The organism is Ferrigenium sp. UT5 (assembly GCF_045866295.1).
Classification (GTDB): domain Bacteria; phylum Pseudomonadota; class Gammaproteobacteria; order Burkholderiales; family Gallionellaceae; genus Sideroxyarcus.
In genome coordinates this window covers 1-25,248 of sequence record NZ_BAAFRY010000028.1, presented here as the reverse complement: position 1 = coordinate 25,248, position 25,248 = coordinate 1, and the positions used below count along the sequence as shown (strand labels likewise).

Sequence of the window (25,248 nt, the reverse complement as noted above, 5' to 3'; positions counted from 1 at the left end):
AGAAGTCCAGCTTGCAACAAGGCCGGATATAAGACTGCAGCCGATTTCTGGTTTTACCAAAACACGACAAATCTCTTGCTAAACCGGGAGGCGTCCATATAGGAAATCATGGCAGCCAAACCGGGCGAAAGAAAACTACAGATCCTGCAAACCATTGCCGAGATGCTGGAACAGCCCAAGGGCGAGAAGATCACCACCGCCGCACTGGCGGCGCGCCTGGATCTGTCCGAAGCGGCTTTGTACCGTCACTTCGCCAGCAAGGCGCAGATGTATGAAGGTCTGATCGAGTTTATCGAGCAGACGGTGTTCGGACTGATTAATAAAATCACCAGCGAAGAAAAGGACGGCTTGAAGCAGGTCGAGCAGATCCTTGCGATGTTGCTCCGCTTCGCGCAAAAGAATCGCGGCATGACGCGGGTGCTGATCGGCGACGCGCTGGTGAACGAGAACGAGCGCCTGCAGCTGCGCATCAACCAGTTCCTCGATCGCGTGGAAACCACGCTCAAGCAGGCGCTGCGCATCGCCGCGACGCAGGGTGCGCTGCACGCGGAAACAGACGTTGGGGCGCAGGCCAACCTGTTGCTGTGCTTCGTCATCGGGCGCTGGACCCAGTTCGGCAAGAGCGGTTACGCGCGCGACCCGATGGAACAATGGCCGCAACAATGGGCGCTGCTTTCTCGCATTTAAGGAAATCGAAATGATCTTGATACTTTCCCCCGGCACCCGTACCGACAGCGCCGAATACCGGCAATTGTCCAATCATCTGGCGACCTTGCAGGGTGTGCAGGTGCGCGTCCACAGCGAACACGGCATTGAGCAGACGCTGACCGAGTTGTATCTCATTGGCAATACTAAATCGCTTGATCCGACCGATATGCAGGCGCTGCCCTGTGTGGAGCGGGTGGTGCGCGTGTCGCAGGAATACCGTGTGCTGGGGCGGCACAAGGACGATAGCCGTCCCGCCTATTTCGATTACAACGGCGTGCGCTTCGGTCAGGACACGCTGCACGTTTTCGCCGGTTTGTGCGCGGTCGACAACGCCGAACACGTCGAGATCATGCTGCGCGCCCTGCGCGACAACGGCCAGGTCTGCACGCGCATGGGCGCGTACAAGCCGCGCACCAGCCCGTATGCATTCCAGGGGCACGGCAAGGCATGCCTGCCTTATGTGTTCGAGCTGGCGGGAAAATACGGCATCAAGGTGATTGCCATGGAGATCACGCACGAATCGCACCTGGATGAAATCAACGCGGCGCTGCACCAGACCGGCCATCCGACCGGGGTGATGTTGCAGATTGGCACGCGCAACACGCAGAATTTCGAGTTGTTGAAGATCGTCGGGCGCCAGACGGAAATGCCCATCCTGCTCAAGCGCGGGTTCGGCATTACGCTCGACGAGTCGCTGAACGCCGCGGAATATCTGGCATCGGAAGGCAACCGCAACGTGGTGTTTGGCTTGCGCGGGATGAAGACCAACATGGGCGATCCGCATCGCAATCTGGTCGATTTCGCGCATGTGCCGGTGGTCAAGCGCCTCACCCGGATGCCGGTGTGCGTCGATCCTTCGCACTCGGTCGGCAGCCGTGCCGCCTCGCCCGATGGCATCCTCGACGTGATGCACGTCACCGCGCAGGGCGTGCTGGCGGGGGCGAACATGGTGCTGGTGGACTTTCATCCCGCGCCGACGCGGGCGCTGGTGGACGGGCCGCAGGCCTTGTTGCTGAAGGAGTTGCCGCACTTCCTGGAAGACGTGCAGATCGCGCGCGAGGCCTATTTGCGGCGGGTGGCGCTGGCGAAGAAGTATCCGGAATAAGGCGGTCTCCCTGCCCGGGTTGCAGCCCCAAATAAAAGCCGCTATATTCCCGCCCATGCACTTCTCTCATTCCATCTCGCAGTCGCATTCCACCTTCAGCCTGCTTGCGGCGCTGAAGCTGCGCGCACGCGCAAACTAAACCCACCCCCACAAGCATCAAGACAGGCGGCTCGGTTGGCGTGAGCCGTGGATGAACCATTGCGACGGAGCAAACATGACTGACAAATTGATTATTTTCGACACCACCTTGCGCGACGGCGAGCAAAGCCCCGGCGCCTCCATGACCAAGGAAGAGAAGTTGCGCATCGCGCGCCAGTTGGAAAAACTGGGCGTGGATGTGATCGAGGCGGGTTTTGCGGCGGCCAGCCCCGGCGATGCGGATGCCATACACAGCATCGCCAAGGTCATCGAGCGTTCCACTGTTTGCTCACTGGCACGTGCCAGTGAGAAAGATGTGCGCGCTGCGGGCGAGGCGATTAAACCCGCCAAACACGGCCGCATCCACACCTTCATCGCGACTTCGCCCATCCACATGCAACACAAGTTGCGCATGGCGCCGGTCGACGTGGTGGCGCGTGCCGTGCAGGCGGTGCATTGGGCGCGCGAATATACCGACGATGTGGAGTTCTCCGCCGAGGACGCGGTGCGTTCGGATATGGATTTCCTGGTGCGCATCTTCACGGAGGTCATTCGGGCGGGGGCGACCACGCTCAACGTGCCGGACACGGTGGGTTACAGTCTTCCGGTGTTGTGGGGGGAGCGCTTCAAACAACTGATCGCGCGCGTACCCAATGCGGACAAGGTGATCTGGTCCACGCATTGCCACAACGACCTGGGCATGGCTTCGGCCAACTCGCTGGCGGCGGTGATGAACGGTGCGCGCCAGGTGGAATGCACCATCAACGGCCTGGGCGAGCGCGCGGGCAATGCGGCGCTGGAAGAAGTGGTGATGGCGATCAAGACACGGCGCGACATCTTCACCTGCGACACCGGCATTGACACCACGCAGATCGTGCCGACATCCAAATTGGTGTCGAGCATCACCGGCTATCCGGTGCAGCCGAACAAGTCCATCGTCGGCGCGAATGCCTTTGCGCACGAGTCGGGGATCCACCAGGACGGGGTGCTCAAGCACCGCCAGACTTACGAGATCATGCGCGCCGAGGACGTGGGTTGGGGCGCGAACAAGATGGTGATGGGCAAGCACTCGGGGCGCGCCGCGTTCCGCGCGCGTTTACAGGAACTGGGCATCGTGCTGGACGGCGAAGCAGCGGTGAACGCCGCCTTTGCGCGGTTCAAGGATCTGGCCGACAAGAAGCACGAGATCTTCGACGAGGATTTGCAGGCGCTGGTGAGCGAAGGCGAAGTGGCGCAGGTGAGCGAACATTACCGCCTGGTGGCGATGGGTGCCCATTCCGAAACCGGTTCATCGCCCGTGGCGCGCGTGGTTCTGAACGTCGGCGGCAAGGAACAGCAGGCCGACGCGCAGGGGGGCGGCCCGGTGGACGCCACGTTCAAGGCCATCGAAGCGATCGCTCACAGCGGCACCGAGTTGCTCTTGTACTCGGTCAACAACATCACCAGCGGTACCGATGCGCAGGGCGAAGTGACGGTGCGCCTGGCCAAAGGGGGGCGGGTGGTCAACGGGCAGGGCGCGGATACCGACATCGTGGTGGCGTCGGCCAAGGCGTATCTGAACGCGCTGAACAAGATCCAGGCCGGATTGCAACGTTCGCATCCGCAACTCTGATCCCCGGATTCAAAACCGGCTTTTCTTGATGGTTTCCCAAAAACGGATCTGGGACGGGTCCGGTTTTACCGGATTATTCTGGTTGAGCAAAATGGCGTATGTGTGCCGCTGTTTACCCAGGTAAGGGGGTATGCGGGCTGGTCACCGCCGAACGAACGGTTTGCAGGCAACCCGGTCGAGTTTGGTCGGCGCCGCCACTCCGCTTTGGTGCCGGACTGTGGCACGGTCAGGAATGGCGCATGAAACTCTTTTCATGCTGGTAGAGAATTTCGGTTGTCCTTGGGAATTTCTTTTGGGCGAGCGCAATCTCCAATGGCGTCAGTCCGTTCGCATCCCGAACATGGCAGTCCGCGCCGTGCTCGATCAGAAACTTCACGATATCGGGATATCCTTTTGCCGCGGCGAGATGTAATGGCGTTGTGTCTTGCTGAACAAAGTTCACACTCACGTTCATGGCTAACAGGCTGCGCACGGTTGCCTGATCACCTTTCGCGATGGCGTCCAGCATCGCCTGACGCCCATCAATGAATTCTGTAGCGGGAGCGGTTTTATCGGTTGGCAATAACCTGGCCACGCGGTTCAGCAACGTAATTGCAATCAGCATGCCGAGCGATATGATCAGCGCGCCCTGACTGATGCCCAGCTCGGAAGCCAGCTCGGAGGGAATATTTGCGCCAATCGCCAGAATTGAGATTGTCAACAACAGCAATACTTGGAGGTAGCGGAACATCGCTACCACGACCAGGGTGGACAGTGAAGCTAACAATATCCTTCTGTCAACCATTCCGCCCAGAACGTAGTCTGGAAGATTGGCGAGAAAACTCATTGCCGCTGCTGCCAACAGTACCAGTACTTCGCCAGGTTTAAAGTTTATTTTCACGATAACCCCTCGTTGTCGATCAATGAAAAAGGCTGTTGCGACACCCCATGGGTGGGTACTGCGAATATTGAGCACGATGGAATTGAGGCGCCACCGCTTTCCGCCGCAACACGTAACATCGGAACACCCGCGTCAGTTTAAAACCAGCGGGCTCCACTTGTCTTGGTTTGACCTTTCAGGCCAGAGACTTTGCCCGCGCTGTGCAAAAGGTGAATCTTTAACCGTCTCCCTTTGTCGTGATACACCGGAAAAACGGGTTGCCACGCTCGCATAAATTCAGGGTTGATACAAGCTGAATCTTCTGGTTGCAGGGTTTGCTTGACGCAAAATTCGCGCAACGATTCGTTTGTCGCCCCCCGGGGTGCAGCAAGGTGGGGGAACGACCCGGAGCGGAGTGGAATTTCATTTTTCGGGGTGGCCCGCTTCGCACCAGAATCGTTAGTGTGGATCGCCCCAGTGTTGCGACAAAAAGTGGCGTACTTCAGCAAGATCGTGAGGTGAGGATGGGAAGTTGTGCCGCACAAGCTTTTCGTCCCTACGCACATCATAGCCGTCGCAATCTATGCCGATTAGCAGACCTTGCTGGGCGGTCTTCCGTGAGGCGTTGATCTGGTTGAGCAAGGTGTCCTCGTCTGCCACCGGTGTGTAGCCGCGGACATCGTATTCAGCGCCCGTGATCCAATGGATATCCCCGAATCCGCCTATGTATCTTAAGGCGTGCGGGACGATGCGGAAAAACGAAAAATCCGGCATGGAAAAATACGGCTCCGCTTCGGGGAAATAACGCAAATAGCGTTTGCCACACCGCTCGCGGTCCGGGTCGAACACGGCATGGCCGACCACGGTGACTCTTCCCTGCGTCTGAATCTGTGGCGATTCCTGGTTGTGAGTGACGAGGCTGACGCGCGAATCACCAAGGATGTTGCGGGTGTGTTCTGCAAGGCCGCTGATCAGCAGAAGCAGACTGCCGTCGTGATCCACCAGATACGGGGTGATCGAGGCAAAGGGATGGCCGTCGAATTTCTTCGACAGCGTGCCCAATGCGCCGTAACGATGGCTGCGCAACAGTTGGCGCGCGCTGCGCGGATTGGCTTGGGTGGGGATTTTGTCGGGTATCATGGGCACATTGTATGAAGTCGTTAGTGGATATGAAACGTTTATTTCAGGATGTGGTGGATGTGCTGCATTTCCTGCGCTTCGTGATCGTGCGCTTGCGCCAGGATCGCTGCGCGGAGATGGCGGCCAGCCTGACCTTTACCACCCTGCTGTCGCTGGTCCCCTTGCTGACCATCATGCTGACCGTGTTCACCGCATTCCCGGTGTTCAGCGACCTGGCGACGAGCTTCAAATCCTTTCTGTTGTCGAATCTGGTGCCGGAGACCGGCGGCCGGATGATCTCGCGCTATGTGGAGCAGTTCGCCGAAAGTGCGTCGCGCCTGACTGCGTTGGGGATCGCTTTTCTCGGGGTGACCGCCATGTTGCTGATGCTGACCATCGACAATGCGTTTCACCGGATTTTTCGCGCATCGAGGCAGCGCCGGATGCTGCAACGGGTGCTGGTCTATTGGGCGGTGATCACGCTGGCGCCATTGCTGGTGGGCGCCAGTCTGTCACTGACCTCATGGTTGGCCGGGTTGACACCCGGCTACGGCGGGCGGGTCTCGGCATTTGGCGCGGGCGTTCTGAAATTATTTTCCATCGTGCTGACCAGCGCCGCTTTCACGCTCTTGTTCCGGGTGGTGCCGAATCGCTATGTGCCAATCAGTCACGCCATGATCGGCGGGGTGATTGCGGCGATCGCCTTCGAGGCGATGAATCGGGGCTTCGCCCATTACATCACGCAATTCCCGACGTACAAACTGGTGTACGGCGCATTTGCCAGCCTGCCGATCTTTTTGTTGTGGATCTACCTGTCCTGGCTGATGCTGTTGTTTGGCGCGATCATCGCCGCCGCCATTCCGCATTGGCGCAGCCGCCACGCCTTGAGAATCGATCAGGCCGCAAAATTGTATTTTGCCCTGCATATCCTGAAAGAAATGGACCAGGGTATGCAGAACGGGCAGGTGCACGGTCTGCCTGAACTCTCGCGCGAACTGCATCTCGGTTACGAGGAGGTGGAAGCCATCATGGCGCAACTGGTCAAGGCCGGGATCGTCGGCAAGCTGTCCGAATCCGGCTGGGGGTTGCTGCGGTCGCCGGAGCGCATCCCGGTTTCCGAGCTGACGCGCCTATTCCTGCTCGATGTGAATGCATTGCCGGAACAGCCGGCCGACAGCGAGGTGCGGCAATGGTTTGCCAGGCTGGATAAATGCGTGGCTGCCGCGCAGGGGCAGACCCTGCGCGATATCTGGCAGCGCGGTTGAGGTTGTCTGCTCGCGTCTTTTGGGTTTTAATGCCCGCCCCCGCAGGAACAGTGGTTGATAAATGAGGAGCAGGAATGAAGTATCTTGAAAGTTTATTCGAGGGCGCGCTATGGAACAGCCGCTTTGTGATTCTGACGGCCGTGGTCGGCAGTCTGCTGGCCGGGTTTGCCATTTTTTACATGGCCACCGTTGATGTCGTTTTCCTGTTCCAGCATGCGTTGCATTATGCCGATGCCTCCATGACCGAGGAATTGCGCAAGGCCTTGCACGACAGCACGGTGTCCCATATCGTCGAAGTGGTGGACGGTTATTTGCTGGCGACCGTGATGCTGATCTTCTCGCTGGGGCTGTATGAACTGTTCATCAGCGACATCGACCAGGCGCATGGCAGCCGCGCTTCCAGCAAGATATTGGTGATCAGCAATCTGGACGACCTGAAATCGCGTCTCGCCAAGGTGATCTTGATGATCATGATCGTGACCCTGTTCGAGGAGGCCCTGGGCATGGCGATCGAAGCCCCGATCGACCTGGTATATTTCGGTGCGGCCATCGCGCTGATTTCGCTTGCGCTGTACCTGACGCATGCGTCCGACGGGCATGCCGTAGCGGCAGAGGCCGGCACCGACGGCAAGGATCCGCATTGATGCGTTGGCCGGCGCGCGTGCTCGGGGTTTTGCTGCTTGGCACAACAACGATTGCCAGTGCGCAGTCCTTCGTTTTTCAGGACATGCAAGGCCAGCCGCAACGGCTGGCCGACTATCGCGGCAAGTGGGTGCTGGTGAATTTCTGGGCGACCTGGTGTCCGCCCTGTCTGGAAGAGATACCCGATCTGGTCGATCTGCACCGCACGCACAGCAAAAAGGATTTGGTGGTGATCGGCATTGCCCTTGATTCCAGCGAGAAATCAGTGCGCCAGTTCGTCAACCGTTTCAAGGTGAACTACCCGGTCGTCGTGGGGGATTATGACCAGGCCGAACAGGTAGGCGAGGTGACGGTGCTGCCCACTTCGTATCTCTACAATCCGCAAGGCGAGCTGGTCAGCTACCAGCAGGGAATGCTCACGCGCGACAGCGTCGAGTCTTATATCAAGGGCAACCGCCCCTGACCGGGATTCTCAACCGCGGCTGACCGGCCGCCACTTCTTTTGCCACACGGCATGGACTCGCTGCGGGTATTTGTGTTTGCCCAGGCTGCCGTTGTAGCGCGCCAGCGCCCGATGGAGGTCGCCTTTTTCAATGTCCAGGTAGTAGCGCAGAATGGTGCAGCCGTAGCGCAGATTCATGCGCAGATGGAACAGATTGTGTTCGGGTGAGCCAATGGCGCGGGTCCAGAACGGCATCACCTGCATGTAGCCGCGCGCGCCCGCCCGCGACACCGCATATTTGCGGAAACCGCTTTCGACCTCGATCAGTGCCAGCACCAGATGCGGGTCCAGACCGGCCCGGGTAGCTTCGTAGTGCACGGTGCTGAGGAACTCGAGGCGCGCGGGCCGGTTCGGCATCCGCGCTTGCAAGCGTCGCGACATTTCGTTCAGCCACTTGTCCGCCTCGTAGCGGTTGGCAAAAGCCAGCTTGGGCGCGGCCTGATCCGTCACGCTGTGTTGCAGTACGGCACGCACGCTGGCGGACAGGGCTTCCTCGCGCTGCGCTCCGGCGTGCGCGACAAACGGCAGATAAAGCGCGAGGATCAGGAGGGCGGATTGAGGATTGAGGATTGAAGAAAAAGCGAAGCCGCGGCCGCGCCGTAAGCCGGTCCTGAATCCTGAATCTTCAATGGATCCTCGTCTCATAGTCTGGATTGTACGAGCTTGGCGATGTCTTGCAAGGCTACGGCCTGCGCGGCCGCATCGCGGCGGGCCTGGTATTCGACCTTGCCCTCCTTCAGGCTGCGCTCGCCGAGGGTGATGCGATGCGGGATGCCGATCAATTCCAGATCGGCAAACATCACGCCGGGGCGTTCATCGCGGTCGTCCAGCAACACCTCGCAGCCGGCAGCCGTGAGCTCGGCATAAAGTTGTTCTGCTGCCGCGCGCACCGCCGTGCTTTTCTTGTAGCCGATGGGCGCGATGGCGACCTGGAACGGCGCTATGCCAGCCGGCAGAGTGATGCCGCGCGCGTCGTTGTTCTGTTCGATGGCGGCGGCCACGATGCGCGATACGCCGATGCCGTAGCAGCCCATTTCCATGATCTGCGCCTTGCCGTTCTCGTCCAGATAGGTGGCCTTCAGCGCCTCGGAATATTTGGTGCGTAACTGAAAAATGTGGCCGACTTCGATGCCGCGGCACAGCTCCAGCGTGCCGCGGCCGTCCGGTGACGGGTCGCCCGCGACCACATTGCGGATGTCGGCGACCAGGTCGGGCTCGGGCAGGTCGCGCCCCCAGTTGATGCCGGCGGTGTGGAACTTTGGTTTGTTGCTGCCGGCGACGAAATCGCTCATCACGGCCACGCTGCGGTCGGCGATCACGCGCGTCTTGCTACGGTCTATGCCGACCGGGCCAAGGAAGCCGGGCGGGCAATCGAAGAAGGCGCGTATCTCTTCCTCGCGCGCAAAACGGAAATCGGCCATGCCGGGCAACTTGCCGGCTTTGACCTCATTGAGATTGTGGTCGCCGCGCAGGAGCAGGATGACCAGCCGGTCTTCCGCCGTAATCACGGCCAGCAGTTTGACCGTGCGTGCGAGCGGGATGCCGAGCAGGGCGGCCACGTCTTCGCAGGTGGTCTGGCTGGGCGTGGCGATATCGCGCTTTTCTTCGGCAGGTGCGGCACGCGGATTGGTCGGGGCGAGTGCTTCGGCCAGTTCGACATTGGCGGCGTAGTCGGAATTCGGGCAGAACGCCAGGCCATCTTCGCCGGAATCGGCCAGCACGTGGAATTCGTGCGAGCCGCTGCCGCCGATTGCGCCCGTGTCCGCGGCCACCGCGCGGAACTGCAAACCGAGGCGGGTGAAGATGCGGTTATAGGTGTCGTACATCACGCGGTAGGTTTGTTCCAGGCTGGCGAAGTTCGCATGGAAGGAATAGGCATCCTTCATCATGAACTCGCGCGCGCGCATCACGCCGAAGCGTGGACGCACCTCATCGCGGAACTTGGTCTGGATCTGGTAGAAATTCACCGGCAACTGGCGGTAGCTCCTGATTTCGCGGCGCGCGATGTCGGTGATGACCTCCTCGTGGGTTGGACCGAAGCAGAACAGGTTGTCATGGCGGTCGCGGATTTTCAGCATTTGCGGCCCGAACACGTCCCAGCGTCCGGTTTCCTGCCACAGCTCGGCCGGTTGCACCGCAGGCATCAGCAACTCGAGCGCGCCGCTGCGGTCCATTTCCTCGCGCACCACCCGTTCCACCTTGCGCAGCACGCGCAAACCGAGTGGCATCCAGGTGTACAGGCCGCTGGCCAGACGCTTGATATAGCCCGCGCGCAGCATCAGACGGTGGCTGACCAGCTCGGCTTCGGTCGGGGCTTCCTTCAGGGTGGAGATGAAAAATTGCGAAACGCGCATGTTGGGTGCTCATTGGGGGCTTGGGAAGGCGGCAATTCTACTGCAAGCCGGGTCGGCCGTCTTTCCAGTCGGGGCGAAATGTGGAACAATCCGGACCGTTAAAAAATGTATGGGGCGAATCATGATAGACCGTGAAGGTTATCGCCCGAATGTCGGCATCGTTCTGACCAATGCAAAGAATCAGGTGTTCTGGGGCAAACGCATCAAGCAGGATGCGTGGCAATTTCCGCAGGGCGGCATCCAGCACGGCGAAACGCCGGAGCAGGCCATGTACCGGGAACTGCACGAGGAAATCGGCTTGCATGCCTGTCACGTCGAGATTCTGGGGCGCACCCGGGACTGGATGCGTTACGATGTGCCGCAGAGTTGGGGCAAGCGCGAGTCGCGTTCGCATTTCAAGGGGCAAAAGCAGATCTGGTTCCTGCTGCGGCTGACCGGGCACGATTGCGATGTCTGTCTGCGTGCGTCGGAACATCCGGAATTTGATGCCTGGCGCTGGACCGAGTACTGGGTAGAACTGGACTCGGTCATCGAATTCAAGCGCGAGGTGTACCGGCTGGCCTTGAATGAATTGGTGCGTTTTTTGCCTGCCCTGCGCGGGCCGCAGGCGCAATTGCATCGTTCGTATCGCGAATATCAGTTGAATATCAATCAGGAGAAAACATGATTACCGAATACAGTGCCCTGGCATCCGAACCACTGAAAACCTGCGCCTCGTTCGTGAGGCCGTCCCACACCTTGCCGGCCCGGGTCAAGTTGAGCAGCCCCGCGACCGATGCCATGACGGATTTGAGCAAGGTCTCGGTGGTCAGCGTGCGCGCCGCCACCTCGATGAACAAGGCCAACGCCAAGATGATCAAGTACGGTGTGCGCCTGTTGCTGGTGCTGGACGACGAGGAACAGGTTGCCGGCATCATCACCGCCAGCGATGTGCTGGGTGAAAAGCCGATGCGCTTTCTGCAGCAAATGGGCGGCACCCACGCCGATATCCTGGTCAGCGACATTATGACGCCGCAGTCGGAGCTGGAAGTGCTGGATATCGCGGATGTCAAGAATGCAAAGATCGGCGCCATCGTCGCCAGTCTGAAGAAAATGAATCGCCAGCACGCACTGGTGGCAACCTCAATGCCGGATGGCTGCCAGATGGTGTGCGGGATATTTTCCGCCACCCAGATCGGGCGCCAACTCGGCGCGCAGGCGCAGAGTTTCGAGATTGCGCGCACCTTCGCCGAAATCGAGGCGGCCATTGCCAAGGGATGAAGTTCGTTGTGGTTCGCATTGCCGGCGGTGTTGCCGGTTCATGAATTGGAGTCGATCCAGATGATGTCATTCCGTTTACGTGTTGCAATGTGTGCGCTGTTGTTTGCTTTTGCGGGGTGCTCCAGCATCGGCACTCCCTTTGAGTCGGGCAACGAACTGCATGTTCGGGTCGAGCAAAAACCGTCTCCGGGTGCGCGCGAGCAGAAATATCCGGTTACGGTGCGTATTGCAGCCTATGTCGATGCGCGTAGCGGTGTTGATCCGCGCCAGGTGGGTATTTCGAATGCGCGCATTTTAGGCTTGCGCGGCAAACAGATCATGTTGGATCGTGACGTGGCTGTTCTGGTGGGCGAAGTGATGCAGAAACAGATGGACGATGCCGGTTTCCAAGTGCTTGCGGCGGATGCAAAAAATGCCCAGTTTCAACTAAACGGTTCGATCAAAACGTTGAGCGTCGATATCAAGGAGCGCGATTACAGAAATATCGTCGTCGAATCCACCTTGACCGAGGTTGCCAGTGGCAAAGTGATCTGGTCGGGGTTGGTTGCGGAAAAAAAGGACGTGTATGCGGGGAGTTCGGGCAACACCAAGCAGGATGTGGCGGCATATCTGCACAATGGATTAAAGATTGTTGCCACCAAAACCAGCGAATCAATTCTCTCGGTGATGATGTCGGCACGCCCCGATCTGTTCGGATTGGATGCGACCATCAAACCGGTGCAAGGAGTGACGGTGCGGGCTGCGGCCTTGCCGAGCGCTGCGGCGCCAGTCACCGCGACAGTGGCTGGCGTGGCTGCGGAACTGCATACGGGGGCATTGGTGTTAAGTTCGGCGCCGACACGCGCCAAAGTGTATGTGGATGACGTCTATTACGGTCTCACTCCGCTGCGTCTGGACCTGGCGCCGGGCATTTATCCGGTCAGAATGGAACTGGAGGGTTATCAGTCAGCGACAGAAAAAGTGTCGGTGCGCAGTGAAGATCACACCGAGCTGGAAATGAAATTGCACAAATGAGGTTGTTCGAAGTACAAAAAAGCCGCGCACTGCGCGGCTTTTTTGTTGGCCAAGGTGCATCAGTGTTTACCGGTGCTGCCGAATCCGCCACTGCCGCGCTGGCTCATCGGAAATTCTTCCACGATGTTGAATTGCACCTGCGCCACCGGCACCACCACCAGTTGCGCGATGCGTTCCAGCGGCATCAGTTCGAACGGATGCTGGCCGCGATTCCACACTGAAATAAAAATTTGTCCCTGATAATCCGAGTCGATCAGACCGACCAGATTGCCCAGGACAATGCCGTGTTTGTGACCCAGGCCGGAGCGCGGCAGGATTATTGCGGCATAATGCGGGTCGTTCAGATGCAGGGCGATGCCGCTGGGCACCAGTTCGCATTGTCCGGGGCGGATGGTCATGCAGGTTTCGATACAGGCGCGCAGGTCGATTCCGGCCGAACCGGGGGTGGCGTAGGCAGGCGGGTGGTCATGCAGCCTCGGGTCCAGCACTTTGATGTCCACTTTTTTCATTTTTTCTTTCCCTTTTGGTACAGCGTGACGACATGCCGCAGCAGCGCACGGGCCAGGTCGAGTTTGTCCGCGCGCGGCAAGCGGTGTTCGCCGGCTGCGTCGAACAGCAGCAATTCGTTGTCGTCGTTGCCGATGGCGTCCTGCGCCAGATTGGCGGCCAGCAGCGGAACATTCTTCTTTTTCCGTTTGGCTGCGGCGTGCGCGCGCAGTTTTTCGCTCTCGGCGGCGAAACCGACGCAGAACGGCGGCCGGGGCAGGGCAGCGACGTAAGCCAGAATATCCGGGTTGGGCACGAGTTGCAGGGTCAGCGCAGCGTCGCTCTTCTTGATTTTTTGCGTACTGGTTTGTGCCACGCGGTAATCGGCGACCGCCGCCACGCCGATGAAGATATCGGCCCGCGCCACTTCCCGTTTAACCGCTTCGAACATCTCCACGGCGCTGACCACGTTCACGACCTGCGCACCGCGGGGCGGAGTCAGTGCGACCGACCCCGAGACGAGGGTGACCTCGGCGCCGATCTCCAGCGCCGCCTGCGCCACCGCGTAGCCCATCTTGCCGCTGCTGCGGTTGGTGATGCCGCGCACCGCATCGATCGCTTCGTAGGTGGGGCCCGCCGTGATGAGTATTTTTACGCCCCGCAGGTCTGGCAGGTCTGACTGTAGGTCTGACTTCAGTCCGACATCCCCCCGCGCCGTTTTCCCCTCCAGAAAAGCAAGAACATCACGCGCCAGTTCCGCGGCTTCCAGCATCCGTCCCAGGCCTTCCTCGCCGCAGGCCTGCGGGCCGCTGTCCGGGCCGAGCAGGGTCGCCCCATCGGCTGCCAGGCGTTGCACATTGCGCTGCGTTGCCGCGTTCGCCCACATCTGCCGGTTCATCGCCGGCGCGACCAGCAAGGGGCAGTCGCGTGCCAGACACAGGGTGGAGAGCAGGTCGTCGGCTTGGCCGTTTGCCAGTTTGGCGATGAAGTCGGCGCTGGCCGGCGCGATCACGATGGCATCGGCGCTGCGGCTGCCATGGATATGCGTCATGCCCTGCGCATCCTGCCATTGGTCGATCCAGACCGGGCGGGCGGTCAGGGCTTGCAGCGTGGCGGGCGTGATGAAATGCGTTGCCGCCTCGGTCATTGCTACCTGCACCTCGATGCCTTGCTTCAGCAGCAGGCGTGCCAGTTCCGCCGCCTTGTAGGCCGCGATGCCGCCGGTGATGCCGAGCACGATGCGTCTGGACTGTTTCATGGCGCGCATCTTAACAAGAAAATCCGCCTCAGGACTGGCAGTGCGGGCAATAGAAACTGGCGCGCTGACCTTGCGTGATGCGTTTGATCGGTGTGCCGCAGCGGCGGCAGGGTTCGCCGGCACGGCCATAAACGAAATAATGCTGCTGAAAGTAGCCGCTGGAGCCATCGCTGTGGACGAAATCGCGCAGGCTGCTGCCGCCTTGCCGGATGGCCGCGCGTAAGACTTCACGCACGGTGCGCACCAGCGTCGCGCTGCGTGCCCGCGTCAATTTGTGGGCGGCCAGTTGCGGCCGGATGCCGGCGCGGAACAGCGATTCATTGGCGTAGATGTTGCCGACGCCGACCACCAGATGATTGTCCATCAGCGCCTGTTTGATCGCCGTTTTACGGTTACGCGTGTTCTGATGCAGATAGTCCGCATCAAACGCCTTGCCGAGCGGCTCCGGTCCCAGGTTTGCCAGCAGCGGATGTTCCGCAATATCGCCCGTGTGCCACAACACCGCCCCGAAGCGGCGCGGGTCGCGCAGGCGCAGCAATTCCCCGTGGTCGAGGAGCAGATCGAAATGATCGTGTTTTTCCGGCGCAGTGCCGTGCGGCAGGATGCGCAGGCTGCCGCTCATGCCGAGGTGCAGGACGAGTGTGCCCTGCGCAAAACCGATCAGGAGATATTTGGCACGGCGCTGCAGGGTGTGCACGGTTTGGCCGCGCAAGCGTTCGGGCAGTTCGGGCGGAATCGGCCAGCGCAGGCGGGCGTTGCGCACAATGACCCTGCTGACGCAGCGACCCTGCAGGTGCGGAGCGATGCCGCGCAGGGTGATCTCTACTTCGGGAAGTTCGGGCATATCGTGTCAGTCTTCCAGGTCACGCGGAGGCGCGGAGTGCGCGGAGAAATTCAAGACAGGCAGTGGATGCCCGGTCGCCATGCAGACGGTTTTATCCAAACACGGCAATGACTCCGTGTTCTCCGCGCCTCCGCGTGAGAACGCATTTTGTTTCATCCTCTCCTGCGCCACCACAGCCCGCCGCCAATGGCGATCATCAGCAATGGCATGACCAGCAACAGCACGATGCTCATCGCGGTGAGTTGAACCCGGCTCAGGACGAGTTTGCCGTCCTGCGCGGTCGGCGGAACGAGACTAATCAGGCGTTCCTCGCCGGCCAGCCAGTTCAGCAGGTTGACCCCCAGATCGAGGTTGCCGCCGTTGCCGGAATAGGCATTGGCGAGAAATGCACCGCTGCCGACCACCACGATGCGCTGTTCATGTTCACCGGCCTGCCGTTGCAGGGCGAGCGCCAGCGTGACCGGGCCGGCCACATCGCGCTGCGGATCGAAGCGGGAATTGCGTTGCGGGCTGACCCAGCCGTTGGGCGCACCTTCGACCAGAATGTGGCGCTGCCACGGGGTGTCGGCTTCCGTGTCCAGCGCGCGGGCCTGAGGGAATACCGTGATCAGGTCGAAATCGCGGGTGACCGGATGCGGGGGATAGCCGGTGCCCAGCGCCCAGTCGCGCGGGGCGTTCATTTCCTGCGCGGAGGGGTCGATCACGATGCCCGGGGTGAGCACCAGGCCCAGGGCTTCGGCCAGCGCTTCGAGGCCGCGCAGCGGTTCGGCGTCGAGCAGCCACAGCAGATTGCCGCCGCGCTCGACATGGCGCAACAACTTGGCGATCTCTCCGGGAAACAGCCGGGTTTGCGGCTGGGTGACGACCAGCACGCCGACGTTATCCGGCACTTCCGGCGCGATGGCCAGATTGAGCGGCGCGATGCGGTAGCCGTTCTGTGTCAGGCGCTTGCCGAATTCGCCGAGGTCGTGATTGGCTGCGCCGTCCAGCTTGCGCTCCCCGTGACCGCTGACGTACATCAGCATCTGCTCCCGGCCGTGCGCGAGGCGCAGCAGCGCGCTGGTCAGCGTCTGTTCATTCAGGGTGGACAGATGTTCGCGCCGGCCGCCGAATTCCACCACCAGCTCGCCGTTGCCGCGGATGCCCGACTGGCGCGTCGCTTCCGGCTGCTTGACCGGATCGACGAAGACCAGGTGAATGTCGGACTTGTAGCGCTGGTACAGGGCAATGAATTCGCCGACCAGTTTGCGCACGTCGCCCTGTTGCGCATCCAGGTCGGTCGCATACACGGTGATGGTCAGCGGACCCTCCAGTTGTGCCAGGACCTTTTCGCTGGCGGGGGACAGACTGTTCAGGGCATTGCGGGTCGCATCCCACTGTAGCGGAAAACGCGCGGCGAGGTCGTTCATGCCAACCACGGCGGCCAACAGAACGAGAAGCGAAAAAAGGGAACGGACAGGACTGCGGCGCATTATCTTCCTTCCTGTTCCCGCCGCAGATGGCGCATGGCCAGCAGCAGTAACAGCGCGATGAATAGCGCGAAGTAGCAGAGGTCGGCGCTGCTGACGAGGCCGACATTCAGGTTCTGAAAATGCAGATTGGGCGACAGTACGCGCAGGACGCCGTTGCCCATTTCCAGCACCCACAAGCCGAACGAGACGGCGAGCGCGCCGAAGGCGGCGACCACCGGTTGGCGCGTGATGGCCGAACAATACAAGCCCAGTGAGGCGTAGCTGGCGGCCAGCAGCCACACGCCAAGCAGGTTGCTCGCGATCAGACCCGGGTCGGCGGATGTGCCCAGCGACAGCGTCAGCATCAGCAATCCGCCGGCGGCGATGATGAGCGAGAGCAGCGCGAGCAAACCCAGAAATTTCCCCAGCACGATTTGGGCCGGCGAGATCGGCGCGGAGGCCAGCAACAACCAGGTCTGGTTGCGCCGCTCCTCGGCGATCAGGCGCATGGTGAACAGCGGGATCAGCATCATCAGCAGCAGGGCCAGTGCGCCTGCCAGCGGCGCGGCGATGGAGATGGTGGCGCCAGGCGCACTGTCCATCTGCGCCAGTTGCGCCTGCACGTGCAGGTAGTCGTCCACCCGCGCCAGCCAGAACCAGGACAGGATGAATTGCAGCAACGCCAGCATCCACCAGGTCGAAGGGGCGGCGAACAGGCTGTGCAATTCGCGGCGGGCGAGGGTAAGGATCATTACTGCGTTTCCTTTTTTTCCGGGTCCGCGGTGAGCTGCAGAAAACCGGATTCGAGATCGCTGTGCTGGCGCAAATCGTCGATGCTGCCATCGAAGATCAGTTTGCCCTGGCGCAGGATGATGGCGCGGTCGCACACCTGTTCCACTTCGTGCAGCAGGTGGGTGGACAGGATCACGCTGCTGCTGTCGCCAAGCGTGCGGATGAGTTCGCGTATCTCGCGGATCTGCGCCGGGTCGAGTCCGACCGTCGGCTCGTCCAGAATCACGACGGCCGGCTGGTGGATGATCGCCTGCGCGATGCCGACGCGCTGCTGGTAGCCTTTCGACAAATTGCCGATGAGCCGGTGGCCGCAATCGAGCAGGCCGCAGCGCTGTTTTGCCAGCTGCACCCGCTCGGCTAGGCGGTCGGGCGCGACGCGGTGCAGGCGTGCGGCAAAGTGCAGATAATCATCCACCCGCATGTCGCGGTACAGCGGCGGATGTTCCGGCAGATAGCCCAGGCAGGATTTGCCCAGAGTCGGGCGTTGTGCCAGATCGAAGTTGCAAATCTCGGCCACGCCCGCACTGGGGGCCAATGCGCCGGCCAGCATTTGCAGGAGGGTACTCTTGCCGGCGCCGTTGTGTCCGAGCAGTCCCAGCACCTCGCCGCGCCGCAACTGGAACGACACATCGTTGACCGCGCACTGTCTGCCGTGGAAACGAGTGAGATGCTGCGCGGAAAGGGTGACCGGGGAAGTCATGTGCGGGCTGAAGGCGGCGGTTTTGAATTGCGCTGAATATAACCTAAACTGTCGGTCCACATCAAAATGCCGGACAACCATGAAATTCAGTCTTTCCCCTTTGTTGTTGCTTGCGTTGCTGACCGCCTGCGCCCATGCACCGCAAACGCCCGATGCGGCTCCCGCTGCCGCCGCCGGGCCGGTTCGGCCGACGTTGCCGGGGCCGGTCGAGCCGGTGCTGCCGGAGGTGGCGCTGACGGATCGCCTGCTGTATGAATTTCTGCTGGGCGATTTCGCCGCACAGCGCGGCAGGCCGGAACTGGCCGCCCAGGTCTATCTCGATCTGGCGCGCACCACGCGCGACCCGCGGGTCGCGCGCCGCGCCGCGCAACTGACCTTTGAGGCGCACCAGTACGCCTCGTCGCTGGAGGCGTTCCGCCTGTGGCAGCAACTGGAGCCGGATTCGCCGCTGGCCAAGCAGATGCTGGTCTCGCTGCTGCTTTCCGGCGGCAAACTGGCCGAAGCGCGTCCGCACGTGACCGAACTGCTGGCGTCGGACCCGCAGGGTGTGGGGCATATGTTCATCAATCTGTACGGTTTGCTGGCGCGGGTGGCGGACAAAGGGGCGGTGCTCGACTGGCTGGTCGAAGTGGCACAGCCCTACCCGAAAGTGGCCGAAGCGCATTGGGCCGTGGCGCAGGCGGCGTCCGCGGCAAACCAGCCCGCGCAGGCGCTGGCGGAAGCGCAACAGGCGGCCAGCCTGCGTCCGGAGTGGGACCTGGCCGCGATGCTTCTGGCGCAATTGACCCAGCGCACCCGGCCGGAGCAGGCGGCAGCGTTGCTGGCGGCCCATCTGGAAAAGTATCCGGCGCAGCAGAATGTGCGCCTGTTCCGTGCGCGCATGCTGCTCGAACAGAAGCAGTACGTGGCCGCGCGCGAGGAGTTCATGCGCCTGTTGCAGCAACGTCCCGGCAATGCGGAGATCGCATTCGCCATCGCCATGGTCTCTTTGCAGCTCGGCGAACTGCAGCGCGCCGAGGAGGAATTGCGCGCGGCGCTGGCCGGGACCAGCGGCAAGAAAGACGAGGACACCCTGCATTTCTATCTGGGCCAGTTGAGCGAGGCCAGGCAGGATGAAGCGTCGGCCCTGATCCACTATCGCCAGATCCGGGAGGGCGAGCGGCACTATGACGCGCAGTTGCGGATGGCCTATCTGCTGCACAAGCAGGGACAGGCGGCGCAGGCGCGCACCGTGCTGCAGCAAGTCTTGCCCGGCAATGACGCGCAGCGCGTGCAATTGCTGCTGATCGAAGCGCAGTTTCTGCGCGACGACGCGCACTATGCGGAAAGTTTCAAGGTGCTGAACCAGGGGCTGGCCAAATTTCCGGCGCAGCCCGAGTTGCTGTATCGGACGGCGCTGGCCGCCGACAAGCTGAAGCAGTACGACACTTTCGAACGGCTGATCCGCAGGCTGATCGAGGTCGAGCCAGACAATGCGCACGCCTACAACGCGCTCGGCTATGGCTGGCTGGAGCGCAATGTCCGCATCGCCGAGGCGATGGAGCTGGTGCAAAAGGCACATGCATTGCTGCCGGACGATGCGGCCATTCTGGACAGCGTGGGATGGGGCTATTTCCGCCTGAACGATCTGGCGCGGAGCATCGACTTCCTGCGCCGGGCGTTTGCCGCCAATCCCGATCCCGAGATCGCCGCCCATTTGGGCGAGGTGCTCTGGGTGAAAGGGGAGCGCGCGGAGGCGCAAGCCGTCTGGCGCGCCAGCGCACAAGCACACCCCGATAACGAAACGTTGCAGGCGGTGATCCGCAAATTCCTGCCGTGATGCGTTTCGCCCTTCTTGCACTGCTCCTGCTGGCGGCGTGCAGCACAAACCCGGTCATGCTGCACCGCGCGCGCGAGGCGGATGCCCCGTTCGCGTTCAACGGGCGCATTGCCATTCGCCAGGACGCGCGGCGCGACAGCGCGGGCGTGCGCTGGACGCACAGGGACGGAACCGACGAGATATTGCTGCTGGCCCCGCTGGGACAGACCGTTGCGCGTATCGTGCACGGCGCGGAACAGACCACGCTGGAGGCGCAGGGTCGGCGTTACGTTGCGCAGAATGCCGAGGACCTGATGCAGCAAGCGCTGGGCTGGCGTTTGCCGCTCTCCGGTCTGCGCTACTGGATCATGGCGCTGCCCGCGCCGGACGGTGAAGCGCGCATCGAGCGCAATGCGAACGGCCAGGTGAACCTGCTACGCCAACAGGGCTGGGAAATAAGCTACACCCGTTATGCCGCAGAATCCGGGGATGCGCTGCCGTTGCGCCTGAAATTGCAGCGTGAGGGCGTGGAAGTGCGGGTGCTGATCGACGAGTGGGAGGCGCAGTGAATACGCTGACGTGCCCGGCGCCGGCCAAACTCAACTTGTTCCTGCATGTCGTGGGGCGGCGCGGCGACGGTTACCACCTGTTGCAGAGTCTGTTCCGTTATATCGATCTGAACGACACCTTGCATTTCACGCGGCGCGAAGACGGGGAAATTCACCGCCTCAACGCACTGGAAGGCGTGCCCGAAGCGCAAGACCTGTGCGTGCGCGCTGCGCGCTTGCTGCAACAGGAGACAGGATACGCGGCGGGGGTGGACATCGACGTGGAAAAGCGCATCCCCATGGGTGGCGGTCTCGGCGGCGGCAGTTCCGATGCGGCCACCACCCTGCTGGCGCTGAACCGGCTGTGGCAGCTCGATCTGCCGCGCGCGCGCCTGATGCAACTGGGGTTGCAGCTGGGGGCGGATGTGCCGTTTTTTGTGTTCGGCGACAACGCATTTGCCGAGGGCGTGGGCGAGCGCTTGCAGGCCTATCCGCTGCCGGAGGCGTGGTACGTGGTGCTGTGTCCGCCAGTGCAGGTCCCCACGGTGCAGATTTTCAGCCATCCGGAATTGACACGAAATACGATTTCGATGACAATGCGCGCCCTTCCGAAGGGGCAGGATTTTCGGGCAGGCAGAATCAGCGGCTTGCGCAACGATTTGCAGGACGTGGCATGCAAGCTGTATCCGGCGGTGGCGGAACATCTGGCATGGCTGGCGAAATTTGCGCCCGCGCTGATGAGTGGTTCCGGCGCTTGCGTGTTTGCCGAGTTTGCCACGGAAGCCGAAGCCCGTGCGGTAGGGCGGCAGTTGCCGGACACCCTGCGCGGATTTGTCGCGCGGGGTTTGCCTGAGCATCCGCTGAAAGATTTTTGCAGTAGCTGAATTGCGCCCAAGGGCGCTGTATTCGACGAGTTCTTGGGGAGTCGCCAAGTGGTAAGGCATCGGATTTTGATTCCGACATTCGTAGGTTCGATCCCTACCTCCCCAGCCAGATTCTTCAAGCATTGACGGGCGCTTGCGACCGTTTCACTTCATAGGGGTGTTCTCGATGTCGGGCGACATGATGGTTTTCACCGGCAATGCCAATCCCAAGCTGGCCGAAAGCGTCGCCAAGCATCTGGGCATCCATCTCGGTCGCGCCACGGCCAGCCGTTTCTCCGACGGCGAAGTGATGGTGGAAATCCTGGAGCATGTGCGCGGCAAGGATGTGTTCATCCTGCAATCCACCTGTGCCCCGACCAATGACCACCTGATGGAGATCATGGTGATGGTTGATGCCCTGCGCCGCGCCTCGGCCGCGCGCATCACCGCCGCCATTCCGTATTTTGGTTATGCCCGCCAGGATCGCCGTCCGCGTTCGGCGCGCGTGGCGATCACCGCCAAGGTGGTGGCGAACATGCTGACCGGCGTCGGTGTCGATCGGGTGCTGACCATGGATCTGCACTCCGACCAAATTCAGGGCTTCTTCGATATTCCGGTGGACAACATCTATGCCAGCCCGATTTTGCTGTCGGACGTGTGGCGCTGCAATTATCCCAACCTGATCGTGGTGTCGCCCGACGTGGGGGGGGTGGTGCGCGCGCGTGCACTGGCCAAGCAGCTGGATGCCGACCTGGCGATCATCGACAAGCGTCGGCCCAGGCCCAATGTGGCCAAAGTGATGAACATCATCGGCGAAGTTTCGGGCCGTACCTGTCTCATCATGGATGACATGGTGGACACCGCCAACACCTTGTGCGAAGCGGCCAAGGCGTTGAAGGAAAAAGGCGCCGAGCGCGTGCTGGCCTACTGTACGCACGGCGTGCTGTCGGGACCGGCGATCGAGCGGATCGAAAAATCGGCGATCGACGAACTGGTGGTGACGGATACCATTCCGCTGAATGATGCCGCGCGCAAATGCAAACGCATCCGCCAGCTCAGCATCGCGGAGCTGATGGCGGAAACCCTGCGCCGCATCAATGCGGACGAGTCGGTCAGTTCGCTGTTCGTGGATTAAGTTTTTTTGCGCCAGCCATGTTGGCTGGCGCGCAACCCGAAGTTCACTGGTCGCGGTGAGCTTCACTCGAAGTGGAGAAGTAAAATGACAATCGAAATCAGCGCAACCAAGCGCCAAGTGCAAGGAACGGGTGCGAGCCGCCGTCTGCGCAAGGCGAACCGTGTCCCCGGCGTCGTGTACGGCGCAGGCGAAGCGGCCATGATCGAACTCGATCACAACACCCTTTATTACGCACTGCGCAATGAGGCTTTCCACGCGTCCATCCTGACGCTGGACCTGGAGGGCAAGAAGGAATCCGTGCTGCTGCGCGACTTCCAGATGCACCCGTTCCGCCAGCAAGTGCAGCACATCGACTTCCAGCGCGTCGATGCGAAGAAGAAGATCCACATGAGAGTGCCGTTGCACTTCAAGAATGCGGAACTCGCCCCGGGCGTAAAGACCGGTGGCGGCATCATCAGCCATGTCCTGACCGAACTCGAAATCGTTTGCTTGCCGGCCGATCTGCCCTCCGCCTTCGAGGTCGATCTGTCCGGTCTGGAACTGGGACACTCGATCCACATCGCCGATGTCAAACTGCCGAAGGGCATCGAACTCGCGCACCATCATCACGCGGGCGATGCGGTGGCGACCGTCCAAGTGCCGCGCGGCGCCGTTGAAGCGGCGGCGGATGCCGCTGCCGACGCGGCAGTTGCCGAAGCTGCGGCCGCTGCTTCGGCCGCAGCCGCAGCGCCGGCTGCCGCTGCAGCACCTGCTGCCAAGAAGTAATCTGCAACGGGAACAACCCGCCATGCGATCGAACGATGCATGGCGGGTTTTTTCATTATGAGCGAGCCCATCAAACTAATCGTCGGCCTCGGTAATCCGGGCAAGGAATACGAAGCCACGCGCCACAATGCGGGTTTCTGGTGGGTGGACGAACTCGCGCGCATACAGAACGCAAACTTCAAGGCCGAGGGCAAGTTCCATGGACTGGCCGCAAAAACGAATCTGCACGGGCACGAAGTACACCTGCTCAAGCCGCAGACCTTCATGAATGTCAGCGGCCGCGCGGTCGGGGCGTTGGCTCAATTCTACAAGCTGGAGCCGGCACAGATACTGGTGGTGCATGACGAGCTCGATCTGCCGCCGGGCAGTGCCAAGCTTAAGCTGGGCGGCGGGCACGGCGGCCACAACGGGCTGAAGGACATCATCGCGCATCTCGGAACAAAAGATTTCTGGCGTTTGCGCATCGGCGTCGGTCATCCGGGCGACCGCGCGGAAGTGGTGAATTTCGTGCTGAACGCCCCGCGCAAGGAAGAGCGGGTCTTGATCGATGAAGCATCGCAACGCGCGCAGGATGTTGCGCCGCTGATCATCGAAGGCAAGCTGGAAGCAGCGATGTTGAAGCTGCATAGTAATCAGTAGTGAGTGCCGAGTGCTGAAGCAAACCCGCACTCTATTTTTACTCGGCACTCCGTACTCGGCACTTTAATAAGGAACAACCATGAGTCTCAAATGCGGTATCGTCGGTCTGCCCAACGTGGGCAAGTCCACCCTGTTCAATGCCCTGACCAAGTCGGGCATCGCGGCGGAGAACTATCCCTTCTGCACTATCGAGCCCAACGTCGGCATCGTCGAAGTGCCCGATCCGCGCATGGACGAGCTGGCCAAGATCGTCAAGCCGCAGCGCATGCAATATGCCATCGTCGAGTTCGTGGACATCGCCGGACTGGTGGCGGGTGCCTCCAAAGGCGAGGGATTGGGCAACCAGTTCCTCGCCAACATTCGCGAGACCGACGCCATCGTCAACGTGGTGCGCTGCTTTGACGATCCCAACATCGTGCACGTGGCGGGCAAGATTGACCCGCTGGCCGACATCGAAGTCATCCTGACCGAACTGGCGCTGGCCGATCTGGCCGTGGTCGAACGTACCATTGCGCGCGACGGCAAGAAGGCCAAGTCGGGTGACAAGGATGCGATGAAGCTGGTGACCCTGCTGGAAAAGCTGCTGCCGCACCTGAATGAAGGCAAGCCGGCGCGCACCTTCGACCTGAGCGAGGATGACAAGCAACTCATCAAACCGCTGTGTCTGCTCACCGTGAAGCCCGCCATGTACGTGGGCAACGTGCTGGAAGACGGCTTCGACAACAACCCGCACCTCGATCACCTGCGTGAACACGCGGCAAAAGAAGGCGCGCCCGTCGTCGCGCTGTGCGCCAAGATCGAACAGGAACTGGCCGACCTCGACGAGGCCGACAAGCTCGAATTCCTGCAAGACCTCGGCCTGGAAGAGCCCGGCCTCAACCGCCTGATCCGCACCGGCTACGATTTGCTCGGGCTGCAAACCTATTTCACCGCCGGCGTGAAGGAAGTGCGCGCCTGGACTATCCACAAGGGCGACACTGCACCGCAGGCGGCCGGCGTCATCCACACCGACTTCGAAAAAGGCTTCATCCGCGCGCAGACCATCTCCTACGAAGACTTCATCGCCTGCGGCGGCGAAGCCGGTGCCAAGGAGAAGGGCAAGATGCGCGTCGAAGGAAAGGACTACGTGGTGCAGGACGGCGACGTGATGAACTTCCTGTTCAACGTCTAAGCCAAGAATAAATCTTTATTAGGCGGGCATCGTCCGGTGCTCGGCCATGGACTAAACCGCTCCGCGGTATGGGCGCTCCGATCCACGAGTCCAGGTGGGTTTTAAGAGAGGTTGAATCGCTGGTTCTGTTTCCCTAACTTGTGAAGTGAGGCGATCCGCCTCATTTCACGAGAGGAGCAGAATCATGACTTCATCGACCCCGTCCGTTTCCCCGTTACGT

The 25,248-nt window shown here is 61.1% G+C and carries 26 protein-coding genes and 1 tRNA gene; 17 read left to right on the top strand and 10 right to left on the bottom strand.

The annotated features are described in order from the left end of the window. Positions 1–108 precede the first annotated feature (108 nt). The 3 genes from slmA to ACKTSJ_RS10075 all read left to right on the top strand — a co-directional run bounded on the left by slmA (position 109) and on the right by ACKTSJ_RS10075 (position 3,563). Positions 109–687 (top strand): nucleoid occlusion factor SlmA, encoded by a 579-nt coding sequence (gene slmA, locus ACKTSJ_RS10085; RefSeq protein WP_407899867.1) that lies wholly within the window; start codon positions 109–111, stop codon positions 685–687. Positions 688–697: 10 nt separating this feature from the next. Beyond that, the gene (locus tag ACKTSJ_RS10080; RefSeq protein WP_407899865.1) at positions 698–1,813 is read left to right on the top strand and encodes a 3-deoxy-7-phosphoheptulonate synthase; all 1,116 of its coding nucleotides are present in this window, start codon (positions 698–700) and stop codon (positions 1,811–1,813) included. Positions 1,814–2,027: 214 nt separating this feature from the next. Further along, the gene (locus ACKTSJ_RS10075) at positions 2,028–3,563 is read left to right on the top strand and encodes a 2-isopropylmalate synthase (RefSeq protein ID WP_407899864.1); all 1,536 of its coding nucleotides are present in this window, start codon (positions 2,028–2,030) and stop codon (positions 3,561–3,563) included. A gap of 226 nt (positions 3,564–3,789) precedes the next feature. Here ACKTSJ_RS10075 and ACKTSJ_RS10070 read toward each other — a convergent pair whose 3' ends face one another. Together ACKTSJ_RS10070 and ACKTSJ_RS10065 are read right to left on the bottom strand one after the other, a co-directional pair. Then, entirely contained in the window at positions 3,790–4,443 is a 654-nt protein-coding gene (locus ACKTSJ_RS10070; protein ID WP_407899862.1) for an ankyrin repeat domain-containing protein, read from the bottom strand. A gap of 438 nt (positions 4,444–4,881) precedes the next feature. Beyond that, entirely contained in the window at positions 4,882–5,562 is a 681-nt protein-coding gene (locus ACKTSJ_RS10065; protein WP_407899860.1) for a HugZ family protein, read from the bottom strand. A gap of 29 nt (positions 5,563–5,591) precedes the next feature. Between ACKTSJ_RS10065 and ACKTSJ_RS10060 the strand changes: the two genes are divergently transcribed. The 3 genes from ACKTSJ_RS10060 to ACKTSJ_RS10050 all read left to right on the top strand — a co-directional run bounded on the left by ACKTSJ_RS10060 (position 5,592) and on the right by ACKTSJ_RS10050 (position 7,911). Beyond that, positions 5,592–6,806 (top strand): YihY family inner membrane protein, encoded by a 1,215-nt coding sequence (locus ACKTSJ_RS10060; protein WP_407899858.1) that lies wholly within the window; start codon positions 5,592–5,594, stop codon positions 6,804–6,806. Between the two features lie 74 nt (positions 6,807–6,880). Continuing rightward, positions 6,881–7,450, top strand: a complete 570-nt coding sequence (locus ACKTSJ_RS10055; protein WP_407899856.1) for a YqhA family protein — start codon at positions 6,881–6,883, stop codon at positions 7,448–7,450. After that, positions 7,450–7,911, top strand: coding sequence for a TlpA family protein disulfide reductase (locus ACKTSJ_RS10050; protein WP_407899854.1), 462 nt, complete (start codon positions 7,450–7,452; stop codon positions 7,909–7,911). Before ACKTSJ_RS10055 ends, ACKTSJ_RS10050 begins: the two co-directional genes overlap by 1 nt. A gap of 9 nt (positions 7,912–7,920) precedes the next feature. Here the strand turns inward: ACKTSJ_RS10050 and ACKTSJ_RS10045 are convergent, their stop codons facing one another. Next, a complete protein-coding gene (locus ACKTSJ_RS10045) occupies positions 7,921–8,595 on the bottom strand; it encodes a lytic transglycosylase domain-containing protein (protein ID WP_407899852.1) in 675 nt (224 codons plus the stop codon). Beyond that, positions 8,592–10,304, bottom strand: coding sequence for a proline--tRNA ligase (locus tag ACKTSJ_RS10040; protein WP_407899850.1), 1,713 nt, complete (start codon positions 10,302–10,304; stop codon positions 8,592–8,594). Before ACKTSJ_RS10040 ends, ACKTSJ_RS10045 begins: the two co-directional genes overlap by 4 nt. Positions 10,305–10,425: 121 nt before the next feature. Between ACKTSJ_RS10040 and ACKTSJ_RS10035 the strand changes: the two genes are divergently transcribed. From ACKTSJ_RS10035 to ACKTSJ_RS10025, 3 genes are read left to right on the top strand one after another with little or no spacing between them, the layout of a single operon-like run. Next, positions 10,426–10,971 (top strand): RNA pyrophosphohydrolase, encoded by a 546-nt coding sequence (locus ACKTSJ_RS10035; RefSeq protein WP_407899848.1) that lies wholly within the window; start codon positions 10,426–10,428, stop codon positions 10,969–10,971. Next, positions 10,968–11,564, top strand: coding sequence for a CBS domain-containing protein (locus ACKTSJ_RS10030; RefSeq protein ID WP_407899846.1), 597 nt, complete (start codon positions 10,968–10,970; stop codon positions 11,562–11,564). Before ACKTSJ_RS10035 ends, ACKTSJ_RS10030 begins: the two co-directional genes overlap by 4 nt. A 27-nt stretch (positions 11,565–11,591) precedes the next feature. Beyond that, the gene (locus tag ACKTSJ_RS10025) at positions 11,592–12,578 is read left to right on the top strand and encodes a PEGA domain-containing protein (RefSeq protein ID WP_407899869.1); all 987 of its coding nucleotides are present in this window, start codon (positions 11,592–11,594) and stop codon (positions 12,576–12,578) included. 59 nt (positions 12,579–12,637) lie between these two features. On the opposite strand, the gene dut is transcribed toward ACKTSJ_RS10025, so the two are convergent. From dut to ACKTSJ_RS09995, 6 genes are all read right to left on the bottom strand, one after another. Next, positions 12,638–13,087: a dUTP diphosphatase gene (gene dut, locus ACKTSJ_RS10020; RefSeq protein WP_407899844.1), complete on the bottom strand. Its 450-nt coding sequence runs from the start codon at positions 13,085–13,087 to the stop codon at positions 12,638–12,640. Further along, on the bottom strand, positions 13,084–14,322 hold the full coding sequence (gene coaBC / locus ACKTSJ_RS10015; RefSeq protein ID WP_407899842.1) for a bifunctional phosphopantothenoylcysteine decarboxylase/phosphopantothenate--cysteine ligase CoaBC: 1,239 nt from the start codon (positions 14,320–14,322) through the stop codon (positions 13,084–13,086). Before coaBC ends, dut begins: the two co-directional genes overlap by 4 nt. Positions 14,323–14,350: 28 nt before the next feature. Next, complete coding sequence (gene mutM, locus ACKTSJ_RS10010) at positions 14,351–15,166, bottom strand: bifunctional DNA-formamidopyrimidine glycosylase/DNA-(apurinic or apyrimidinic site) lyase (RefSeq protein ID WP_407899840.1); 816 nt, start codon at positions 15,164–15,166, stop codon at positions 14,351–14,353. Between the two features lie 152 nt (positions 15,167–15,318). After that, a complete protein-coding gene (locus ACKTSJ_RS10005; RefSeq protein WP_407899838.1) occupies positions 15,319–16,575 on the bottom strand; it encodes a GldG family protein in 1,257 nt (418 codons plus the stop codon). 62 nt (positions 16,576–16,637) lie between these two features. Beyond that, the gene (locus tag ACKTSJ_RS10000) at positions 16,638–17,369 is read right to left on the bottom strand and encodes an ABC transporter permease (RefSeq protein WP_407899836.1); all 732 of its coding nucleotides are present in this window, start codon (positions 17,367–17,369) and stop codon (positions 16,638–16,640) included. Beyond that, positions 17,369–18,109 (bottom strand): ABC transporter ATP-binding protein, encoded by a 741-nt coding sequence (locus ACKTSJ_RS09995; RefSeq protein ID WP_407899834.1) that lies wholly within the window; start codon positions 18,107–18,109, stop codon positions 17,369–17,371. The genes ACKTSJ_RS10000 and ACKTSJ_RS09995 overlap by 1 nt, the downstream gene beginning before the upstream one ends. Positions 18,110–18,188: 79 nt before the next feature. Here ACKTSJ_RS09995 and ACKTSJ_RS09990 point away from each other — a divergent pair, with 79 nt between their 5' ends. The 8 genes from ACKTSJ_RS09990 (at position 18,189) to ychF (ending at position 25,028) form a co-directional block, all read left to right on the top strand. After that, positions 18,189–19,928 carry a tetratricopeptide repeat protein gene (locus ACKTSJ_RS09990; RefSeq protein ID WP_407899832.1) on the top strand — a complete coding sequence of 580 codons (1,740 nt, stop codon included), beginning with the start codon at positions 18,189–18,191 and terminating at the stop codon, positions 19,926–19,928. Continuing rightward, positions 19,928–20,476, top strand: a complete 549-nt coding sequence (lolB, locus tag ACKTSJ_RS09985) for a lipoprotein insertase outer membrane protein LolB (protein WP_407899830.1) — start codon at positions 19,928–19,930, stop codon at positions 20,474–20,476. The genes ACKTSJ_RS09990 and lolB overlap by 1 nt, the downstream gene beginning before the upstream one ends. Continuing rightward, the gene (gene ispE / locus ACKTSJ_RS09980; protein WP_407899828.1) at positions 20,473–21,339 is read left to right on the top strand and encodes a 4-(cytidine 5'-diphospho)-2-C-methyl-D-erythritol kinase; all 867 of its coding nucleotides are present in this window, start codon (positions 20,473–20,475) and stop codon (positions 21,337–21,339) included. Before lolB ends, ispE begins: the two co-directional genes overlap by 4 nt. A 34-nt stretch (positions 21,340–21,373) precedes the next feature. Continuing rightward, positions 21,374–21,448, top strand: a tRNA-Gln gene (locus ACKTSJ_RS09975). A 57-nt stretch (positions 21,449–21,505) separates the two neighbouring features. Beyond that, positions 21,506–22,453, top strand: coding sequence for a ribose-phosphate diphosphokinase (locus tag ACKTSJ_RS09970; protein ID WP_407899826.1), 948 nt, complete (start codon positions 21,506–21,508; stop codon positions 22,451–22,453). 84 nt (positions 22,454–22,537) lie between these two features. Continuing rightward, the gene (locus ACKTSJ_RS09965; protein ID WP_407899824.1) at positions 22,538–23,218 is read left to right on the top strand and encodes a 50S ribosomal protein L25/general stress protein Ctc; all 681 of its coding nucleotides are present in this window, start codon (positions 22,538–22,540) and stop codon (positions 23,216–23,218) included. A gap of 57 nt (positions 23,219–23,275) precedes the next feature. Next, the gene (gene pth / locus ACKTSJ_RS09960) at positions 23,276–23,857 is read left to right on the top strand and encodes an aminoacyl-tRNA hydrolase (protein WP_407899822.1); all 582 of its coding nucleotides are present in this window, start codon (positions 23,276–23,278) and stop codon (positions 23,855–23,857) included. Between the two features lie 79 nt (positions 23,858–23,936). After that, entirely contained in the window at positions 23,937–25,028 is a 1,092-nt protein-coding gene (gene ychF, locus ACKTSJ_RS09955; RefSeq protein ID WP_407899820.1) for a redox-regulated ATPase YchF, read from the top strand. Positions 25,029–25,248 lie beyond the last annotated feature (220 nt).

Coding starts and splice junctions, on each gene's coding strand:
- ACKTSJ_RS10060 (WP_407899858.1), top strand. CDS start 5,592: ATGAAACGTTTATTTCAGGATGTGGTGGATGTGCTGCATTTCCTGCGC.
- lolB (WP_407899830.1), top strand. CDS start 19,928: ATGCGTTTCGCCCTTCTTGCACTGCTCCTGCTGGCGGCGTGCAGCACA.
- ACKTSJ_RS10075 (WP_407899864.1), top strand. CDS start 2,028: ATGACTGACAAATTGATTATTTTCGACACCACCTTGCGCGACGGCGAG.
- mutM (WP_407899840.1), bottom strand. CDS start 15,166: ATGCCCGAACTTCCCGAAGTAGAGATCACCCTGCGCGGCATCGCTCCG.
- ACKTSJ_RS10040 (WP_407899850.1), bottom strand. CDS start 10,304: ATGCGCGTTTCGCAATTTTTCATCTCCACCCTGAAGGAAGCCCCGACC.
- ACKTSJ_RS10050 (WP_407899854.1), top strand. CDS start 7,450: ATGCGTTGGCCGGCGCGCGTGCTCGGGGTTTTGCTGCTTGGCACAACA.
- ACKTSJ_RS09970 (WP_407899826.1), top strand. CDS start 21,506: ATGTCGGGCGACATGATGGTTTTCACCGGCAATGCCAATCCCAAGCTG.
- ACKTSJ_RS10065 (WP_407899860.1), bottom strand. CDS start 5,562: ATGATACCCGACAAAATCCCCACCCAAGCCAATCCGCGCAGCGCGCGC.
- ACKTSJ_RS10000 (WP_407899836.1), bottom strand. CDS start 17,369: ATGATCCTTACCCTCGCCCGCCGCGAATTGCACAGCCTGTTCGCCGCC.
- pth (WP_407899822.1), top strand. CDS start 23,276: ATGAGCGAGCCCATCAAACTAATCGTCGGCCTCGGTAATCCGGGCAAG.
- ACKTSJ_RS10005 (WP_407899838.1), bottom strand. CDS start 16,575: ATGAACGACCTCGCCGCGCGTTTTCCGCTACAGTGGGATGCGACCCGC.
- slmA (WP_407899867.1), top strand. CDS start 109: ATGGCAGCCAAACCGGGCGAAAGAAAACTACAGATCCTGCAAACCATT.
- ACKTSJ_RS10055 (WP_407899856.1), top strand. CDS start 6,881: ATGAAGTATCTTGAAAGTTTATTCGAGGGCGCGCTATGGAACAGCCGC.
- coaBC (WP_407899842.1), bottom strand. CDS start 14,322: ATGAAACAGTCCAGACGCATCGTGCTCGGCATCACCGGCGGCATCGCG.
- ACKTSJ_RS10045 (WP_407899852.1), bottom strand. CDS start 8,595: ATGAGACGAGGATCCATTGAAGATTCAGGATTCAGGACCGGCTTACGG.
- ACKTSJ_RS10035 (WP_407899848.1), top strand. CDS start 10,426: ATGATAGACCGTGAAGGTTATCGCCCGAATGTCGGCATCGTTCTGACC.
- ACKTSJ_RS10080 (WP_407899865.1), top strand. CDS start 698: ATGATCTTGATACTTTCCCCCGGCACCCGTACCGACAGCGCCGAATAC.
- ACKTSJ_RS10030 (WP_407899846.1), top strand. CDS start 10,968: ATGATTACCGAATACAGTGCCCTGGCATCCGAACCACTGAAAACCTGC.
- dut (WP_407899844.1), bottom strand. CDS start 13,087: ATGAAAAAAGTGGACATCAAAGTGCTGGACCCGAGGCTGCATGACCAC.
- ACKTSJ_RS09990 (WP_407899832.1), top strand. CDS start 18,189: ATGAAATTCAGTCTTTCCCCTTTGTTGTTGCTTGCGTTGCTGACCGCC.
- ACKTSJ_RS09995 (WP_407899834.1), bottom strand. CDS start 18,109: ATGACTTCCCCGGTCACCCTTTCCGCGCAGCATCTCACTCGTTTCCAC.
- ACKTSJ_RS09965 (WP_407899824.1), top strand. CDS start 22,538: ATGACAATCGAAATCAGCGCAACCAAGCGCCAAGTGCAAGGAACGGGT.
- ychF (WP_407899820.1), top strand. CDS start 23,937: ATGAGTCTCAAATGCGGTATCGTCGGTCTGCCCAACGTGGGCAAGTCC.